The 17,212-nt window shown below is 72.0% G+C and carries 16 protein-coding genes; 14 read left to right on the forward strand and 2 right to left on the reverse strand.

The window, feature by feature from the left end; all coding sequences use genetic code 11:
* Position 1: 1 nt before the first annotated feature.
* The gene (locus ACXJ1Y_RS03900) at positions 2-205 is read right to left on the reverse strand and encodes a DUF4089 domain-containing protein (RefSeq protein ID WP_463848848.1); all 204 of its coding nucleotides are present in this window, start codon (positions 203-205) and stop codon (positions 2-4) included.
* Between the two features lie 111 nt (positions 206-316).
* Between ACXJ1Y_RS03900 and ACXJ1Y_RS03905 the strand changes: the two genes are divergently transcribed.
* Positions 317-1,780 (forward strand): acetamidase/formamidase family protein, encoded by a 1,464-nt coding sequence (locus ACXJ1Y_RS03905; protein ID WP_463848849.1) that lies wholly within the window; start codon positions 317-319, stop codon positions 1,778-1,780.
* On the opposite strand, the gene ACXJ1Y_RS03910 is transcribed toward ACXJ1Y_RS03905, so the two are convergent.
* A complete protein-coding gene (locus ACXJ1Y_RS03910) occupies positions 1,761-2,657 on the reverse strand; it encodes a LysR family transcriptional regulator (RefSeq protein ID WP_463848850.1) in 897 nt (298 codons plus the stop codon). The genes ACXJ1Y_RS03905 and ACXJ1Y_RS03910 overlap by 20 nt on opposite strands.
* Before the next feature lie 117 nt (positions 2,658-2,774).
* Here ACXJ1Y_RS03910 and ACXJ1Y_RS03915 point away from each other — a divergent pair, with 117 nt between their 5' ends.
* The 13 genes from ACXJ1Y_RS03915 (at position 2,775) to ACXJ1Y_RS03975 (ending at position 17,210) form a co-directional block, all read left to right on the forward strand.
* Positions 2,775-3,731 carry an ABC transporter substrate-binding protein gene (locus ACXJ1Y_RS03915; RefSeq protein ID WP_463848851.1) on the forward strand — a complete coding sequence of 319 codons (957 nt, stop codon included), beginning with the start codon at positions 2,775-2,777 and terminating at the stop codon, positions 3,729-3,731.
* Positions 3,728-4,585 (forward strand): ABC transporter permease, encoded by an 858-nt coding sequence (locus ACXJ1Y_RS03920; protein ID WP_463848852.1) that lies wholly within the window; start codon positions 3,728-3,730, stop codon positions 4,583-4,585. The genes ACXJ1Y_RS03915 and ACXJ1Y_RS03920 overlap by 4 nt, the downstream gene beginning before the upstream one ends.
* Complete coding sequence (locus ACXJ1Y_RS03925; RefSeq protein ID WP_463848853.1) at positions 4,578-5,369, forward strand: ABC transporter ATP-binding protein; 792 nt, start codon at positions 4,578-4,580, stop codon at positions 5,367-5,369. The genes ACXJ1Y_RS03920 and ACXJ1Y_RS03925 overlap by 8 nt, the downstream gene beginning before the upstream one ends.
* Positions 5,369-7,180, forward strand: coding sequence for an allophanate hydrolase (gene atzF / locus ACXJ1Y_RS03930; protein WP_463848854.1), 1,812 nt, complete (start codon positions 5,369-5,371; stop codon positions 7,178-7,180). Before ACXJ1Y_RS03925 ends, atzF begins: the two co-directional genes overlap by 1 nt.
* A 14-nt stretch (positions 7,181-7,194) precedes the next feature.
* Complete coding sequence (locus tag ACXJ1Y_RS03935) at positions 7,195-8,070, forward strand: alpha/beta hydrolase (RefSeq protein WP_463848855.1); 876 nt, start codon at positions 7,195-7,197, stop codon at positions 8,068-8,070.
* An 82-nt stretch (positions 8,071-8,152) separates the two neighbouring features.
* Positions 8,153-8,617: a YaiI/YqxD family protein gene (locus ACXJ1Y_RS03940; protein WP_463848856.1), complete on the forward strand. Its 465-nt coding sequence runs from the start codon at positions 8,153-8,155 to the stop codon at positions 8,615-8,617.
* An 83-nt stretch (positions 8,618-8,700) separates the two neighbouring features.
* Entirely contained in the window at positions 8,701-10,974 is a 2,274-nt protein-coding gene (gene katG / locus ACXJ1Y_RS03945) for a catalase/peroxidase HPI (protein WP_463848857.1), read from the forward strand.
* A 109-nt stretch (positions 10,975-11,083) separates the two neighbouring features.
* Entirely contained in the window at positions 11,084-11,908 is an 825-nt protein-coding gene (locus ACXJ1Y_RS03950) for an FAD binding domain-containing protein (protein WP_463848858.1), read from the forward strand.
* Entirely contained in the window at positions 11,905-14,631 is a 2,727-nt protein-coding gene (locus ACXJ1Y_RS03955) for a molybdopterin-dependent oxidoreductase (protein ID WP_463848859.1), read from the forward strand. Before ACXJ1Y_RS03950 ends, ACXJ1Y_RS03955 begins: the two co-directional genes overlap by 4 nt.
* 177 nt (positions 14,632-14,808) lie before the next feature.
* Positions 14,809-15,033, forward strand: a complete 225-nt coding sequence (locus tag ACXJ1Y_RS03960) for a hypothetical protein (RefSeq protein ID WP_463848860.1) — start codon at positions 14,809-14,811, stop codon at positions 15,031-15,033.
* Between the two features lie 156 nt (positions 15,034-15,189).
* A complete protein-coding gene (locus ACXJ1Y_RS03965; protein WP_463848861.1) occupies positions 15,190-15,372 on the forward strand; it encodes a hypothetical protein in 183 nt (60 codons plus the stop codon).
* Between the two features lie 75 nt (positions 15,373-15,447).
* The gene (locus ACXJ1Y_RS03970; RefSeq protein WP_463848862.1) at positions 15,448-15,939 is read left to right on the forward strand and encodes a DUF2721 domain-containing protein; all 492 of its coding nucleotides are present in this window, start codon (positions 15,448-15,450) and stop codon (positions 15,937-15,939) included.
* Between the two features lie 116 nt (positions 15,940-16,055).
* Entirely contained in the window at positions 16,056-17,210 is a 1,155-nt protein-coding gene (locus ACXJ1Y_RS03975; RefSeq protein WP_463848863.1) for an alpha-hydroxy acid oxidase, read from the forward strand.
* Positions 17,211-17,212: the final 2 nt, after the last annotated feature.

A 17,212-nucleotide genomic window follows, 5' to 3' on the forward strand; every position in this document is an offset into this window, starting at 1 on the left:
CTCACGCCTCGAAGACCGGGGCCGGCTCGGCCTCGTCGGGGAGGGGGAAGCCCTCCACCAGCGCGGCGGCCTCCCGCAGCACCCGCAGGTTGGCGAGGACCGGCGCCCGCCACGCGGGCTCGATCGTCAGGCCGAGGAGCGCGGCGGCGGCGTCGCAATAGGCGTCGAGATCCGGCGGGGCGGCCGGGTGCGGGTTGGGGCTCATCGATCCTCCGAGGCCGGGTTCCGGCCCCGTGCAGGCAAGGATCGTTCCGCAGCTTGGCCGCGCCCTTGCATGGATCGCTGCCGGGAATCCGGTCAGTCGGAGTTTTTGGGAATGTGCCTCGGTGACGATCCGACCTGCGCGGCCTTCGCGGAGCATCGCCTTCGCTACCGGCGCGACATGGCGCCCGAGCGTCGGGCCTTCCTGAAGAGCACCTTCGCCGCGACCGGCGGCGCCGCCGCGATGATGGCGGCGGGCACCACCCTCGTGAGCCCGGCGCTGGCCCAGGCGAGCGCGGCCAAGGCCGCCGCCGGGCGGACGGCGCATTACCACCTGCCGGCCAATGCCGAGACGATCCACTGGGGCTACTTCTCCAAGAACCTGAAGCCGCAGGTCGAGATCGAATCCGGCGACTTCGTCACCATCGAGACCCTGACCCACCACGCCAACGACGACGCGGAGCGGATGGTCCAGGGCGATCCCGGCGCGGAGAGCGTCTTCCTCTGGACCAAGGAGAAGAAGGGCGTCGCCCGGCGCGGCGCCGGCCCGGACGACGCCAAGCTCGGGCCGGGCGGCGGGCTCGGCGTGCATATCTGCACCGGACCGGTGGCGATCCGCGGCGCCGAGCCCGGCGACGTGCTGGAGGTGCGCATCCTCGACGTGGCGCCGCGCCCCTGCGCCAACCCGAAGTTCAAGGGCCTCGCCTTCGGCAGCAACGCGGCGGCGTGGTGGGGCTACCATTACAAGGACCTGCTAACCGGGGAGAAGCCCCGCGAGGTCGTGACGATCTACGAGATCGACGCCACCGGCCGCCGCGACTGGGCGCGGGCCGCCTACAACTTCCGCTGGCCGGGCGTGACCGACCCGAACGGCGTCCACCACCCGACCATCGACTATCCCGGCCTGCCGGTGGACCATTCGCGCACCACGCGGGACTTCGACGTGCTGAAGGGCGTGCGCCTGCCGATCCGCCCGCATTTCGGCACGATGGGGCTGGCGCCGGCCGAGGCCGACATGGTGAACTCGATCCCGCCGAGCTACACCGGCGGCAACATCGACAACTGGCGCATCGGCAAGGGCGCCACGCTATACTACCCCGTGGCCGTGCCGGGCGCGCTGTTCTCCGTGGGCGATCCCCATGCGAGCCAGGGCGATTCCGAACTCTGCGGCACGGCCATCGAGTGCTCGCTCACCGGCACGTTCCAGTTCATCCTGCACAAGAAGGCCGACCTCGCCGGCACCTCCCTCGCCAGCCTCGACTTCCCGATGATCGAGACGGGGGAGGATTGGGTCCTCTCGGGCTTCAGCTACCCGAACTACCTGCGCGACCTCGGGCCCGACGCCCAATCGGAGATCTTCGCAAAATCCTCCCTCGACCTCGCCATGCGGGACGCCTTCCGCAAGATGCGCCAGTTCCTGATGCAGGCGCAGGGCCTCACCGAGGACGAGGCGATCTCGCTCATGTCCATCGCGGTCGATTTCGGCATCACGCAGGTGGTGGACGGCAACTGGGGCGTCCACGCCATCGTGAAGAAGGCGATCTTCGCCGAACGCCCCCTCAACTCCCCTCCCGGTTGAGGCGGGCGACGAGCTGGTCCGCGAACTTCGCCGCCGCCACCGACAGGGAGCGGCCGCGCAGCTGCGCCAGGACCAGCGCCATGGGCGTGAGGTCGCGCCCGTCGATCGGCCGGCTATGCAGGCGCGGATCCTGCGGGATGCCGCTCGGCACCTGAAGGCTGATCACGCCCTCGCGCAGGGTCAGGTTGCGCAGGAATTCGAGGGAGCCCGATTCCACGGTGGGCTGCAGCGCGACGCCCCGCCGGGCCAGCGCCTGCTCGATATGGTGGCGGATGGCGAGCGACCGGTCGGGCAGGGCGAGGGCGTGGCCGAGGCAGTCGCGCAGGCGCACCGGCCCCGCCTCCGCCGCCAGGGGATGGTCGGCGCGCATCAGGACGCGCAGGGTCTGGTGCCCGGAATAGAGCGGGTGCAGATCCGCCGAGGGCGGAGGCTGGAGGATGAGGGCGAGATCCGCCTCGAAGGTGGAGAGCGCCGTCACCGCCTGGGCGTGGTCGCGCACCTGCACCGTGAACCCGACGAGCGGAAAGCGCGCGCGATAGGTCTCGACCTCCTCCGGCACCACCTGCGTCACGAAGGCTTGGCTGCAGGCCAGAGCCACATGACCCCGGCGCACGCCGGAGAGGTCGGCGATCTGCGAGCGGACCCGGTCGAGGTCCGCCATCTGGTCGCGGATGTGCCGGGCGAACAGCTCGCCTGCCGCGTTGAGGCGCATCCCCTGCGCCAGCCGCTCGAAGATCGGCGTGCCGAGCTCGTATTCGAGATCCTGGATCTGCCGGGTGAGGGCCGAGGGGGTGATGCTCAGCCGCTCGGCGGCACGGCGGATCGACCCGGCGCGGGCGATCTCCGTGACGTAGGCGAGGGTGCGCAGGTGCTTCACGGCTCCACCCTGCCGCCCTGTTGCCCATCTTGCAACGGGTCACTCGAAAAATAGCACTTCCTCGCAACAGGCGGCGAACCTAGCCTCTCGTCATCGAGAATCTCACGGAGCCGTTCGATGATCCGCCGCCGCTCTCTCCTGGCCGGGCTCGGGGCCGGCCTCGCCCTCGCCCCCCTGTCCCGCCGCGCCGCGCGGGCCGAGGGCGCCCCCGTCACGATCCGGATGGGCTCCCTCAAGCTCATCCATTCCATCGCGCCGAGCTTCTACGAGCGCTTCACCCCGCAGAACGTGCGGGTGGAGGTCGTGCCCTTCGAGAGCCCGACCGAGTGCAAGAACGCCGTCGTCACCAAGTCGGTCGATTTCGGCACGTTCGGCCTCGCGGCGGCGACGCTCGGGGCGGCGGCGGGCGAGCCGCTGGTGGTCATCGCCTCCACCTGCAACCGCGGGATGGCGGTGATCGCCAAGAAGGATTCGGACATCCACGCGATCAAGGACCTGCGCGGCAAGCGGGTCGCGATCTGGCCCGGCAGCACGCAGGAGGTGTTCGCCCTGGAGCGGATGCGCATGGAGGGCCTGTCCGTGAAGGACATCACCCCCGTGCGGATCTCCTTCTCCGAGATGCACATCGCCCTCGCGCGCGGCGACGTCGACGCCTATGTCGGCGCCGAGCCCGCCCCCGGCGTCAGCCTCGCCTCCGGCGTGGGGCAATTGGTGGAATATCCCTACGGCACCGAGATGGGCGCGCTGAACATGGTGTTCGGCGCCCATCGCGACACCCTGGTCGAGCGCCCCGACGTGGTGCGCACCATGCTCGACATCCACCGCAAGGCGACGGAGTTCGCGGCCGGCAACCGCGAGGCGATGATCGCCATGGCGGTGGCCAAGCTCGGCCAGAAGCGCGAGGCGCTGGAACTCTCCGCCCCGAACGTCGAGCTGACGTGGCGCCTCGGCCCGGACGAGGTGCGGCAGGCCGGCGCCTATGCCCAGCACATGCTGGCGCTCAAGCAGATCAAGCGCCTGCCGGAGCCCGGCTTCATCGACACCCGCTTCGTCGATGCGATGAGCCGGGCATGAGCACCGGCATCGACGCCCCCGCCCTGCCGGCTCCGGCCTCCATGCCGGCGCGGGCGCCCGCGCGGATCGCCCTCGGCGGCGGGCTGGCGCGGGCCGGCCTCGCCCTGGTGGTGCCGGCGATCCTCCTCGCGATCTGGCAGGTGACGACGGCGGGCCGGCCCTACAGCCTGATCCCGCCGCCCGCCGAGGTCTGGGCCGAGATGCGCGACCTCGCCATCGGCGGCGTGAACGACGACGCCTTCAGCGGCACCCTCTGGACGCATCTCGCGGCCTCGCTGACGCGCGTCTACGGCGGCTTCGCGCTGGCCGCCGCGGCGGCCCTGCCGCTCGGCCTGCTGATCGGCCGGGTGCCCGTGGTCCGGGCGCTGCTCGACCCCGTGTTGCAGATCCTGCGGCCGGTGCCGGTGACGGCGTGGCTGCCGCTGGCGATGATCCTGTTCGGCCTCGGGCCGCGCTCGGCCTTCTTCCTCGTGTTCCTGGGGGCGTTCTACCCGATCCTCGTCAACACCGTGTTCGGGGTGCGCTCGGTGGAGCCGCGCCTGTTCGAGGCGGCGGCGATGCTCGGCTGCACCGGGCCGGCGCAATTCGCCCGGGTGGTGCTGCCGGCGGCCCTGCCGTCGATCTTCACCGGCCTGCGGCTCGGCCTCGGCTTCGCCTGGGTGGTGATCGTGGTCGGCGAGATGACTGGCGTCCAGACCGGCCTCGGCGCGATCATCATGGAGGCGCGCCAACTCTCCCGCACCGAGATCGTGATCTGCGGCATGGCGGTGATCGGCGTCGCGGGCTTCGTCTCGGACTGGCTGGTCATGCGCCTCGGCCGCCTCCTCCTCGCCTGGAGCCCGTCCCATGGCTGATCCCACCGTCCCGATCCTCGACATGCGCGCGGTCGGCAAGACCTACCGGGCCAACGGGCGCACCACCGAGGCCCTGCGCGAGGCGAACCTCACCGTGTCGCGGGGCGAGTTCGTCTGCCTGCTCGGCGCCTCCGGCTGCGGGAAGTCGACCCTGCTGCGCGTCGCCGCCGGCTTCGAGGCGCCCACCTCCGGGCAGGCGCTGATGTGGGGCAAGCCCATCCCCGGACCGGGGCCGAGCCGGGGAATGGTGTTCCAGGATTACGGCCTGTTCCCCTGGCTCACCGTGCGCGACAACATCGGGTTCGGCCCGAAATCCCGCAAGCGACCCGCCGCCGAGGTGCGGGAGACCGCCGAGCGCTACATCTCCCTCGTCGGCCTCCAGGCCTTCGCGGACGCCTATCCGCACCAGCTCTCCGGCGGCATGAAGCAGCGCGTCGCCATCGCCCGCGTGCTCGCCAACGAGGCCGAGGTGGTGCTGATGGACGAGCCCTTCGGGGCGCTGGACGCCATGACCCGCGAGCGGCTTCAGGACGAATTGCTCGAACTCTGGTCGCGGACGGGGCTGACGATCCTGTTCGTCACCCACGCCATCGAGGAGGCGATCTTCCTCGCCGACCGCATCGTGATGATGTCGCCCGGCCCCGGCCGGATCGAGGCCGTGCACGAGGTCGACCTGCCGCGCCGCCGGGACGTGTCGAGCCCGGCCTTCAACGACCTGCGCCGGATGCTCGCCGCGCAGTTGCACAGCCACCACGCACCGCGCACCGCGACGGTCGCCGCCTGATGGAACCTGCCGTGCCCCCCTTCCCGACGATCCCCGCCCTGCACGCGGCCTATGAAGGCGGGCTCGACCCCCGCGCCGTGGTGGCCGGCGCCTACCGCCGGATCGCGGAGATCGACGATCCCGGCATCTTCCTCGCGCTGGTGCCGGAGGCGGAGGCGCTGGCCGCCGCCGACGCGCTGGGCGCCTTCGACCCGCAGGCCAAGCCCCTCTGGGGTGTGCCCTTCGCGGTGAAGGACAACATCGACGTGGCGGGCCTGCCGACCACCGCCGCCTGCCCGGACTTCGCCTTCACCCCCACCGAGACCGCCGCCGCCGTGGCGCGGCTCCTCGCGGCGGGGGCGATCCTGATCGGCAAGACCAACCTCGACCAGTTCGCCACCGGCCTCGTCGGGGTGCGCACGCCCTATCCCGTGCCGCGCAACGCCATCGACCCGGCCTACGTGCCGGGGGGATCGAGCAGCGGCTCGGCCGTGGCGGTGTCGCACGGGATCATCGCCTTCGCGCTCGGCACCGACACGGCGGGCTCCGGCCGGGTGCCGGCGGGGCTCAACAACGTGGTCGGGCTGAAGCCCTCCCTCGGGGCGGTGTCGAGCCGGGGGATGCTGCCCGCCTGCCGCACCCTCGACACGATCTCGGTCTTCGCCGGAACCGTCGCCGATGCCGACGCTGCCTTCCGCGTCATGGCCGGGTTCGACCCCGCCGACCCGTGGTCGCGGCCCCTGCCGGTGGCGCCCGTCCCCGCCGGCCTGCCGCCGGGCCTGCGCCTCGGCGTGCCGGATGGGCCGAGCCTGCGCTTCGGGGGCGATGCGCTCTCGCGGGACGCCTTCGCCGCCACGATGGCGGACCTCCGGGACATCGCCGGGCAGGCCGCCGAGATCGACCTCGCGCCGATGTTCGCCGTGGCCGACCTCCTCTACGACGGCCCCTGGGTCGCCGAGCGCTACGAAGCGATCCGCGCCGTGATGGAGACGCGGCCGGACATCCTCCACGAGACGACGCGGGCGGTGATCGGCACGGCCACCCGCCACGCGGCGGCGGATGCGTTCGCCGGCCTCTACCGCCTCACCGCATTGCGCCGGGCCGCCGACGCGGTCTGGTCCGGGGTCGATGTCCTGTGCGTGCCGACCTATCCGCGCCCGCAGACCCGCGCCGCCCTGGCGGCGGACCCGATCGGCCCGAACAGCGAACTCGGCACCTATACGAACTTCGTGAACCTGCTCGATTGGTGCGCGCTCGCCGTGCCGGGCCGCGCCCGCGCGGACGGGTTTCCCGCCGGCATCACCCTCATCGGCCCCCGTGGGGCGGACGGGTTGCTGGCCGCCCTCGGCGCGCGGCTGCACGCGGCCTCGGCCGAGCGGATCGGCGCGAGCCGCGCGCCGGTGCCGCCCGCTCAGGACGGGCCGGCGCGGGCCCTGCCCGGCGAGATCGAGCTCGTCGTGGTGGGCGCGCATCTCTCCGGGCTACCCCTCAACCACGAGCTGACCGGGCGCGGCGCCCGCTTCCTCCGCGCGGCGGAGACCGCACCGGATTACCGCCTCCATGCCCTGCCCGGGGGCCCGCCGAAGCGGCCGGGCCTCGTGCGGGTGGGGGAGGGCGGCGGCGCCATCGCGACGGAGGTCTGGGCGCTGTCGCCCGCCGCCTTCGGGGAGTTCGTCGCCGGCATCCCGGCCCCCCTGGGAATCGGCACCGTGCGCCTGGCCGACGGCACCGCGCCGAAGGGCTTCCTGTGCGAGGCGACGGGGCTCGTCGGCGCCACCGACATCACTGGGTTCGGCGGCTGGCGCCGCTACATGGAAAAGGCCGCCGCTTGAGCCCGCGAGACCCGATGACCGCCTTCGTCCTCGACGACCCGACGCCCCGCGATCCCCGCCTCGACTGGCCGCGCCTCGACCAGGGGGCGCGGGACGCGAGCTACGACAACACCAACGCTGTCGCCGACAGCGCGGAACGGATCGCCACCCGCAACGCGGCCGCCGCGCGCTACCGGGCCGCGCACCCGGCCGGTCTCGACATCCCCTACGCGGAGGGAGAGCGCACCGGCTTCGACCTCTTCCCGGTGGCGGATGCGCAGGCGCCCTGCTTCGTCTTCGTCCATGGCGGCTACTGGCAGCGCAACGCCCGCGCCGATTTCGCCGGCCTCGCGGAGGGGCTGAACGCCGCCGGCTGGGCGGTGGCGATGCCGGGCTACACCCTGGCCCCGGAGGCGAGCCTCGCCGGCATCGCCGCCGAGATCGGCACCGCCCTCGACTGGCTCGCGGGGGAGGGGAAGGCCCACGGGATCGGCGGCCCGATCATCCTCTCCGGCTGGTCGGCGGGGGGCCATCTCGCCGCCCTGCATCTCGGGCACCGGGCCGTGGCGGGCGCGCTCGCCATCTCCGGCGTCTACGATCTCGCCCCGATCCGCGACACCTACCTGAACGAGAAGCTGTCCCTGACGGACGGGGAGATCGCGACGCTCTCGCCCCTGCGCCTGCCGGTGCCGGACAAGCCGATGACGCTCGCCTATGGCAGCCGCGAATTGCCGGCCCTCGTCCACGACGCCCGCCGCCTCCATGCCCTGCGGGCCGCCGCCCACGCGCCGGGGGCGCTGCTGCCGGTGCCGGGCGCCGACCATTTCTCGATCCTCGACGGGTTCACGGGGCCCGACGGCCTGTTCGTCCGCGCCGCGCGGGAGCTTCTCGACACGGCCTCTCACCCGTAGGCCGAGATCCGTCATCGGCGGGGGCCTGGACCGTGCGGCGCCGAAGGGGCATCCCTTCGGCCGACCGAATTAGGACGAGCCCGTGCCGCAGCCGATCACGATCTTCATCGACGCCGATGCCTGCCCGGTGAAGGCCGAGACCTACCGCGTGGCCGAGCGCTACGGGCTGCACGTCTACGTGGTGGCCAACAGCTTCCTCAACGTGCCGCGCGAGCCGTGGATCGAGCGGGTCATCGTGTCGGACGGGTTCGACGCCGCCGACGACTGGATCGCCGAGCGCGCGGGCCCACACTCGATCGTGATCACCGCCGACGTGCCCCTGGCGAGCCGCTGCGTGAAGGCGGGGGCGAGCGCCCTCTCGCCCACCGGCAAGGCTTTCACGGATTCCTCCGTCGGGATGGCGCTCGCCACCCGTAACCTCATGCAGGAACTGCGGGAAGCCGGCGCGGTGACGGGCGGCCCGCCCCCGTTCTCGGCCAGGGACCGCTCCGCCTTCCTCGGCGCCCTCGACCGGGCGGTGATGCGGCTGCGCCGGGCGCATCCTTAAATATGATGCGACGTATGGCTCCGCTTCCGTGACGGACCCGCATCTCGCCCTAAAACTGAGGGCGAGTGAACGGGGAACGAAGCATGGAAACCTATAAGGACGTTCTCGCGGGCCAATGCCCCTTCGGCGGCGACCGTATCGGGGGGGCCCAGACGTCGCCGCCGACCCTGGAGGACTGGTATCCCGACCGCCTGCGCGTCGAGATGCTCCACCAGAACGGTCCGCAGGCGAACCCGCTGGCCGATTTCGATTACCAGGCCGCCTTCGAGGCGCTGGACTATGACCAGCTGAAGGCCGACATCCGCGCGTTCCTGACGAGCTCGGTGGCGTGGTGGCCGTCCGATTACGGCAATTACGGCCCGCAGATGATCCGCATGGCCTGGCACTCGGCCGGCACGTACCGCATCGCCGACGGGCGCGGCGGCGCGGGCGAGGGCCTGCAGCGCTTCGCCCCGATCAGTTCGTGGTGGGACAACGGCAACACCGACAAGTCCCGCCGCCTGATCTGGCCGATCAAGCAGAAATACGGCAACGCCCTGTCCTGGGCCGACCTGATGGTGCTGACCGGCACCATCTCCTTGGAGATCATGGGCCTGCCCACCTACGGCTTCGCCGGCGGCCGCCGCGACGCCTGGGAGGCGGACAACGCCACCTATTGGGGCCCGGAACTGTGGGACCCGCACAACATCGAATCCCCCGACAGCATGGTCACGCGCGACAAGCGCTGGCGCGGCCAGAACGGCGATCCCGATTACGACCTGGAGAACCCGCTCGCGGCCTCCCACCAGGCGCTGATCTACGTGAACCCGGAAGGGCCCTACGCCAACGGCGACCCGATGGGCTCGGCGCGGGACATCCGCGTCACCTTCACCCGCATGGCGATGAACGACGAGGAGACCGTCGCGCTGATCGCGGGCGGCCACGCCTTCGGCAAGAGCCACGGCATGGTGAAGGCGGACAGGATCGGCCCGCCGCCGGAGATCGCGCCCATCGAGGCGATGGGGCTGGGCTGGCACAACCCGCAGGGCACGGGCGCCGCCGAGAACACGATGACGAACGGCATCGAGGGCTCGTGGATCCCGAACCCGACCCAATGGGACAACGACTACCTGACGAACCTCTTCAAGTTCGAATGGAAGCAGACGAAGAGCCCGGCCGGCGCCCTGCAATGGGAGCCCGAGGACCCGGACGCCCCCCGCACGCCGGACGCCCACATCCCCGGCAAGACCCACCCGCTCATGATGATGACGAGCGACATCGCGCTGAAGACCGACCCGGTCTATCGCGAGATCTGCCTGAAGTTCCTCAACGACTTCGACTACTTCACGCTGCAGTTCTCCAAGGCGTGGTACAAGCTCACCCATCGCGACATGGGCCCGAAGGAGCGCTACCTCGGGCCGGAGAAGACCCTCGAGCCGGACCTGCTGTGGCAGGACCCGATCCCGGCCGTCGATCACCCGCTGATCGACGAGGGCGACATCGCCGCCCTCAAGGCGGAGATCCTCGGCCTCGGGCATTCCGTGTCGGACCTCGCCTACGCGGCCTTCGCCTCGGCCTCCACCCACCGCAACACCGACAAGCGCGGCGGGGCGAACGGGGCGCGCATCGCGCTGGCGCCGCAGAAGGACTGGGCGATCAACCGCCGGGCCATGCCGGTGATCGAGGCCCTGAAGGGCGTCATGGCCGGGTTCAACGGCCGGGCCGGCGGCGGCAAGAAGGTGTCGCTAGCCGACCTCATCGTGCTCGGCGGCTGCGCGGCGGTGGAGAAGGCCGCCCGCGACGCCGGGGCCTCGGTCACGGTGCCCTTCGCGCCGGGGCGGATGGACACGACCGACGCGATGACCGACGCCGACAGCTTCGAGTGGCTGAAGCCGGTGGTGGACGGGTTCCGCAACTACGTGGACGACCGCTTCGACCGGATCACCCAGGGCCGGGTCTCGCCGGAGCAGGTCTTCCTCGACCGGGCGCACCTGCTGGCGCTGACCGCCCCGGAATGGGTGGCGCTGACGGGCGGCCTGCGGGCGCTGAACCTGAACCACGACGGGTCCCAGCACGGCATCTTCACCGACCGGGTCGGGGTGCTGACGAACGACTTCTTCACCGTGCTGACCAGCATGGACTACGAGTGGAAGAAGGCGGACGGCGTGGGCAAGGCGTTCACCCTCGATGACCGCGGGAGCGGCCAGACGAAGTACACGGCGACCCGCTGCGACCTCGTCTTCGGCGCGAACGCCCAGCTTCGCGCGGTGGCCGAGGTCTATGCCGGCACGGACGGGCAGGAGCGCTTCCTGCGCGACTTCGTGAAGGTCTGGGACAAGGTGATGAACCTCGACCGTTACGACCTGAAGCCGAACTGACGCACAGGCGGCGGCCGGGTCCTCCCGGCCGCCGCCCGGCCAGCGCCCCACGCAGGGCTGGCGGCAAGCAACTTGCCAAGGGGTCCCAAACACCATCCCCTGGGACACCATGGACCTGCACACGATCGAGACCACGATCCGGCTCCGCAGCCGGTCGGAGATGCCGGATTGGCGCGAGGGCGATGCGTGGCTCGCGGGCGGCACGTGGCTCTATTCCGAGCCGCAGCCGGCGCTCCGCCGCCTCATCGACCTGACCGGTCTCGGCTGGCCGGCGCACGAGACGGGGCCGGAGGGGCTGACGCTCGCCGCCACCTGCACCGTCGCCGCCCTCGAACGGCTGGACCTGCCCGCCGCCTGGATCGCCGCGCCGCTGGTCCGGCAATGCTGCCGGTCGCTGCTCGGCTCGTTCAAGGTGTGGAACGGGGCGACGGTGGGCGGCAACCTCTGCCTCGCCCTGCCGGCCGGGCCGATCATCGCCCTGACGACCGCCCTCGAAGGTACCTGTCTCCTCTGGGCGCCGGACGGGAGCGAGCGCCGCCTGACCGTGCCGGAGGTGGTGATCGGGCCGCAGCGCAACGCCCTCGCCCCCGGCGAGATCCTGCGCAGCGTCACCCTGCCGGCCTCGGCATTGTCCCGGCGCACCGCCTTCCGGCGGATCAGCCTCAGCCCGCACGGGCGCTCGGGGGCGCTGCTCATCGGGACGCTCGGTGCGGACGGCGCCTTCGCCCTCACGGTCACGGCCTCGGTGCCGCGCCCCCTGCGCCTCGCCTTCCCGCGCCCCCCTGAGCCCGACGACCTGTTGCACGCGGTCGAGGCGGCGATCCCCGAGGGCCTGTATTACGACGACGTCCACGGCCGCCCCGACTGGCGGCGCCACATGACCCTGCATTTCGCGGGCGAGATCCTGGCCGAACTGACGGAGGCACGGGCGTGAGGCTGACGGTCAACGGGCATGCGCACGACGCCGACCCGCGCCCCGGCCAATGCCTGCGTACCGTCCTGCGCGAGGCCGGCTGGTTCGGGGTGAAGAAGGGCTGCGACGCGGGCGATTGCGGCGCCTGCACCGTCCATCTCGACGGCGAGCCGGTCCATTCCTGCCTCGTCCCGGCCTTCCGCGCCGAGGGCGCCGAGGTCACGACCATCGAGGGCCTGTCCGGCCCGTGCCGGCCGGGCGAGTCCCCGGCGCCGACCCATCCGGTCCAGGCCGCCTTCCTCGCCGCCCAGGGCTTCCAGTGCGGGTTCTGCACCCCAGGCATGGTGATGACCGCCGCCGCCCTGGACCAGGGCCGGCGCCAGGATCTCGGCGATGCCCTCAAGGGCAACCTCTGCCGCTGCACCGGCTACGGGGCGATCCGTGACGCCATCGCGGGCATCGCGCGCGTCGAGGCGCCGGAGGGCGCGTGCGTCGGCCGCTCCGTGCCGGCCCCGGCCGCGCCGCGGGTGGTGACGGGCACCGCCCGCTTCACCTTCGACATCCCCGAGGCGGGGATGCTGCACCTGAAGGTGCTGCGCTCGCCCCACGCCCATGCGCGGATCGTCGCCATCGACATCGGCCCCGCCCGCGCCGTGCCCGGCGTCGTCACTGTCCTGACCCACGAGGACGCGCCCCCGCGCCGCTTCTCCACCGGGCGCCACGAGGACCCCCGCGACGACGCCGCCGACACGATGGTGCTCGATCCCGTCATGCGCTTCGCCGGCCAGCGCGTCGCGGCGGTGATCGCCGAGACCGAGGCCGCCGCCGAGGCAGGCTGCCGGGCCCTTCGCGTCACCTACGAGGTTCTGCCCGCCCTGCTCGATCCCGCCCGCGCCCTCGACCCGGACGCGCCCCGCGTCCACGGCGGGTCGAACCTCGCGGCGGAGGTGCGCGGCGAGGTCGGCGAGGTGGCCGCCGGCCTGGCCGAGGCCGACCTCGTCTACGAGGAGACCTTCGCCTCGCAGCGGGTGCAGCACGCCCATCTCGAAACCCATGGCTGCGCCGGCTGGCGCGATGCCGACGGCCGCCTCACCCTGCGCACCAGCACGCAGGTGCCGTTCCTGACCCGCGACGCCCTCTGCGCCTTGTTCGGTCTGCCCCGAGAGGAGGTCCGCGTGGTGTGCGGGCGGGTCGGCGGCGGCTTCGGCGGCAAGCAGGAGATGCTGACCGAGGATCTGGTGGCGCTGGCCGTCCTCAGGACCGGCCGCCCGGTGAAATGGGAGCTGACCCGGCAGGAGCAGTTCGCGGCCACCACCACCCGCCACCCGATGAGCGTGCGGGTGACGGTGGGCGCCAAGCGGGACGGGCGGCTCACGGCGATCGGTCTCGGCGTGCTCTCCGACACCGGCGCCTACGGCAACCATGCCGGCGGCGTACTCCACCACGGCTGCAACGAGGTGCTGGCGGCCTATTCCTGCCCGAACAAGCGGGTGGAGGGGCGGGCGGTCCACACCCACACCCCGCCGGCCGGCGCCTTCCGGGGCTACGGCCTCAGCCAGACGATCTTCGCCCTCGAATCCGCCCTCGACGAGGTGGCGCGGCGGCTCGGCATCGATCCCTTTGCCCTGCGCCGGATCAACGCCGTGCGGCCGGGCGAGCCGCTGATCGCCCACAGCCTGCATCCGCACGACGTAGTGTTCGGCAGCTACGGCCTCGACCAATGCCTCGACCTCGCGCAGGCGGCGCTCGCCGAGGATCCCGGCCCGGCGCCCGAGCCGGGCTGGCGCGTCGGCACCGGCATGGCGATGGCGATGCTCGACACGATTCCCCCGCGCGGCCACCACGCGGAGGCCGTCGCCGCCCTCCTGCCCGACGGCACCTATCGCGTCCGCACCGGCACCGCCGAGTTCGGCAACGGCAGCCAGACGGTCCACCGCCAGTTCGCCGCGCAGGCGCTCCAGGCCGACCCGGCGCGGGTGCGGATCGAGGCCGCCGACACCGACGCGGTCGGGCACGATACCGGCGCCTACGGCTCGACCGGCACCGTCGTCGCGGGCCAAGCGGTCCACCGGGCGGCGCTGGCGCTCGCCGAGGCGATCCGCGCGCGGGCGGCCGAGCGGACCGGCGTGGCACCGGAGGCATGCCGCCTCGCGGACGGCGCGGTCGAGACGCCCACGGGGCGCATCGCGCTGGCCGACCTCGCGCCGCTGGAGGCGTCGGGCCGCTCGAACGGGAGCCCGCGCTCGGTCGCCTTCAACGTCCAGGCCTTCCGGGTGGCGGTCCACCCGGTGAGCGGGTCCGTGCGCATCCTCACGAGCGTCCACGCCGCCGATGCGGGGGTGGTGATCAACCCGATGCAGTGCCGGGGGCAGGTGGAGGGCGGCGTGGCCCAGGCACTCGGCGCCGCGCTCTACGAGGAGGTCGCCCTGGACGGGGAGGGGGCAGTTGCGACGCGCACCTTCCGCAACTACCACATCCCCGCCTGCGGCGACGTCCCGGACACGCGGGTGCTGTTCGCCCGGACGGACGACACGGTCGGGCCGCTCGGGGCCAAGTCGATGAGCGAATCGCCCTTCAACCCGGTCGCGGCGGCGCTGGGCAACGCGATCCGCGACGCCACCGGCGCCCGCCTCACCGCCACGCCCTTCGCCCCGGACCGGATCTTCCGTGCCGTCGCGGCGGCGTGCGACGAGGGTGAGCGCCGCCCCGTTCTCGATCAGGTTCGATCAAACCGGCGGCAATAGTCATGTCGCCCGTGCCGCAATCCGATCTCCCGGATTGCGTCGATTGCAGCGCGATATGCGTTCTTCGCAAGTGCGGGATGACGGAATACAACATCCATCACGGCTCTCGCCGAAAGATCGATTGACTCCATTGCGTGAAGCGAGGTGAACTGTCCCGACGAATATAAGGGAGGAACCATGGCCAAGTTCACGCTGGGTATCATGGCCGACGGCGACGACGAGCCCGTTCGCCGGATCGCGATCTCGGCCGGCGACGAATCGTCGGCGCAGTTCGCAGCCAACGCAGCCTACGAGAAGGTCCGCCGGGAATATCCCGACGCCACGGAACTCCACCTGATGGACGGCTCCGGCCATGCCTGGAACCGCTCCATCGCCTCGACCGGCTGGACCAGCCTGAACTGACCGGAACCGTCCGAAACGCCGTGCGCGCCGGATGGAATCGCCCATCCGGCCGCTTTGTTCTGTGTATCCTCGTACAGTCCAGGGTTGACGCGCTGCGGTAGCGCCCAAGATCCCCCTTCGCACAAGCGTGGCCATACTGGCGCAACGAGGTGGGGAATGGGGCAAGTGAAGGGGCCGCGGCCGAAGACCGATCTGCACGCCGTGCAGAAGAGGGCGGGGACCGAGCTCATCGACCGCATGGGCATCCGCACGGAGGCCGAGCGGGCGGAGATCATGATCCGGGAGGCCCGCAAGGCGCGCCTCGCCGCGCAGGCCAAGGCGCTGGCCAAGACCGAGTGACGACCCGGACGCCATGATGCGTTAAAGCCCCTGCCGCCCGCATTCCGCGCGGGCGCATCCGGGGGTTTTCAGCGCATGGACCTGTTCGGCGGCGCGCTCAGCGTCAACTCGCCCGACGACATCGCCCACATCATCCAGGTCTCGCTCGCGCCCGCCTTCCTGCTGACGGCGCTGGCGACGCTGCTCAACACCTTCTCGACCCGGCTCGCCCGGATCTCCGACAAGGTGAACGCGGCCGACCGGGAGTTGATGGGGGCGGACGAGGACGCGGCGCGGGCGATTTCCGTGCGCCTCGCCTTCCTGCACCGCCGGTCGGTCCTCCTCGACGCGGCGGTGGTGCTCGCCTGCGTCGGGGCGGGGCTGGTGCTCAGTTCGATCCTCACCCTCTATGTCGGCGCCCTGCGCGAGGGCGCGGCGGCCTCGGTGCTGTTCGCCCTGTTCGGCCTCGCCCTGGTGTTCACCTTCATCGCCATCTGCGCCTTCCTGGCGGAGATCCTGCTCGCGGGGCGGGGTATCCGCGTCGAGGTGGAGCGCCAGCGCGACGCCGCCTCGAAGCGCGGGGGCTGAGGCGCCGCGCCGCGCCTGGCCGCACGGCCGCCTGCCGGTATAGGGTGAGGAAAACACACCTCGCGCGATGCGGATGCCCCGGCCCGGCATCGCGGCGAGACGGAGGAACGCCCCCGATGGACCCCACCATCACCACGGTCGAAGATCTGCGCCGGATCGCCAAGCGGCGGGTGCCGCGGATGTTCTACGATTACGCCGATTCCGGCTCGTGGACGGAAGGCACCTACCGGGCGAACGAGGACGACTTCGCCGCGATCCAATTCCGCCAGCGGGTGGCGGTGGACATGACGAACCGCACGCTTGCCACCACCATGGCCGGGCAGGCGGTGGCGATGCCCGTCGCCCTGGCGCCCACCGGCATGACGGGGATGCAGCATGCGGACGGGGAGATCCTGGCCGCGCGGGCGGCGCAGGCCGCCGGGGTGCCGTTCACCCTCTCGACCATGAGCATCTGCAGCATCGAGGACGTGGCCGAGGCGGTCTCGGCGCCGTTCTGGTTCCAGCTGTATTTCATGCGCGACCGGGCGTTCAACGACCGGCTGATCGACCGGGCGGCGGCAGCGGGCTGCTCGGCGCTGGTCCTGACCCTCGACCTGCAGATCCTCGGGCAGCGCCACAAGGACATCCGCAACGGCCTCTCGGCGCCGCCGCGCCTGACGCCTTCCACGGTCCTCGACCTCCTCACCAAGCCGCGCTGGTGCCTTCAGATGCTCGGCACCAAGCGGCGGACGTTCCGCAACATCGTCGGCCATGTGGAGGGCGTCGGCGACACACGCTCGATCTCCGCCTGGACTTCGCAGCAATTCGATCCGCGTCTCGACTGGGACGACGTGGCCCGCATCCGCGACCGCTGGAAGGGGCCGCTGATCCTCAAGGGCATCCTCGACGCGGAGGATGCCGAGCGGGCCGTCGCCACGGGGGCCGAGTCGCTGGTCGTCTCGAACCATGGCGGGCGGCAGCTCGACGGCGCGCCGTCCTCCATCGCGATCCTGCCGGAGATCGTGGAGGCGGTGGGCTCGCGCATCGAGGTGCTGATGGATGGCGGCATCCGCTCGGGGCAGGACGTGCTGAAGGCCGTGGCGCTCGGCGCCAAGGGCGTCTTCATCGGCCGCTCGTTCCTCTACGGGCTCGGCGCGGGCGGGGAGGCGGGCGTCGCCCGCTGCCTGGAGATCATCCGCAAGGAGCTCGACATGACGATGGCGCTGTGCGGCCACCGCGACATCCGCGCCATCGACCGCGCGATCCTGCGCCCGCCCCACGGGCCGGGCTGAGG

Source organism: Methylobacterium sp. TK26 (assembly GCF_055361565.1).

Coding starts and splice junctions, on each gene's coding strand:
- ACXJ1Y_RS03900 (WP_463848848.1), bottom strand. CDS start 205: ATGAGCCCCAACCCGCACCCGGCCGCCCCGCCGGATCTCGACGCCTAT.
- ACXJ1Y_RS03905 (WP_463848849.1), top strand. CDS start 317: ATGTGCCTCGGTGACGATCCGACCTGCGCGGCCTTCGCGGAGCATCGC.
- ACXJ1Y_RS03915 (WP_463848851.1), top strand. CDS start 2,775: ATGATCCGCCGCCGCTCTCTCCTGGCCGGGCTCGGGGCCGGCCTCGCC.
- ACXJ1Y_RS03920 (WP_463848852.1), top strand. CDS start 3,728: ATGAGCACCGGCATCGACGCCCCCGCCCTGCCGGCTCCGGCCTCCATG.
- ACXJ1Y_RS03925 (WP_463848853.1), top strand. CDS start 4,578: ATGGCTGATCCCACCGTCCCGATCCTCGACATGCGCGCGGTCGGCAAG.
- atzF (WP_463848854.1), top strand. CDS start 5,369: ATGGAACCTGCCGTGCCCCCCTTCCCGACGATCCCCGCCCTGCACGCG.
- ACXJ1Y_RS03935 (WP_463848855.1), top strand. CDS start 7,195: ATGACCGCCTTCGTCCTCGACGACCCGACGCCCCGCGATCCCCGCCTC.
- katG (WP_463848857.1), top strand. CDS start 8,701: ATGGAAACCTATAAGGACGTTCTCGCGGGCCAATGCCCCTTCGGCGGC.
- ACXJ1Y_RS03950 (WP_463848858.1), top strand. CDS start 11,084: ATGGACCTGCACACGATCGAGACCACGATCCGGCTCCGCAGCCGGTCG.
- ACXJ1Y_RS03960 (WP_463848860.1), top strand. CDS start 14,809: ATGGCCAAGTTCACGCTGGGTATCATGGCCGACGGCGACGACGAGCCC.
- ACXJ1Y_RS03965 (WP_463848861.1), top strand. CDS start 15,190: ATGGGGCAAGTGAAGGGGCCGCGGCCGAAGACCGATCTGCACGCCGTG.
- ACXJ1Y_RS03970 (WP_463848862.1), top strand. CDS start 15,448: ATGGACCTGTTCGGCGGCGCGCTCAGCGTCAACTCGCCCGACGACATC.
- ACXJ1Y_RS03975 (WP_463848863.1), top strand. CDS start 16,056: ATGGACCCCACCATCACCACGGTCGAAGATCTGCGCCGGATCGCCAAG.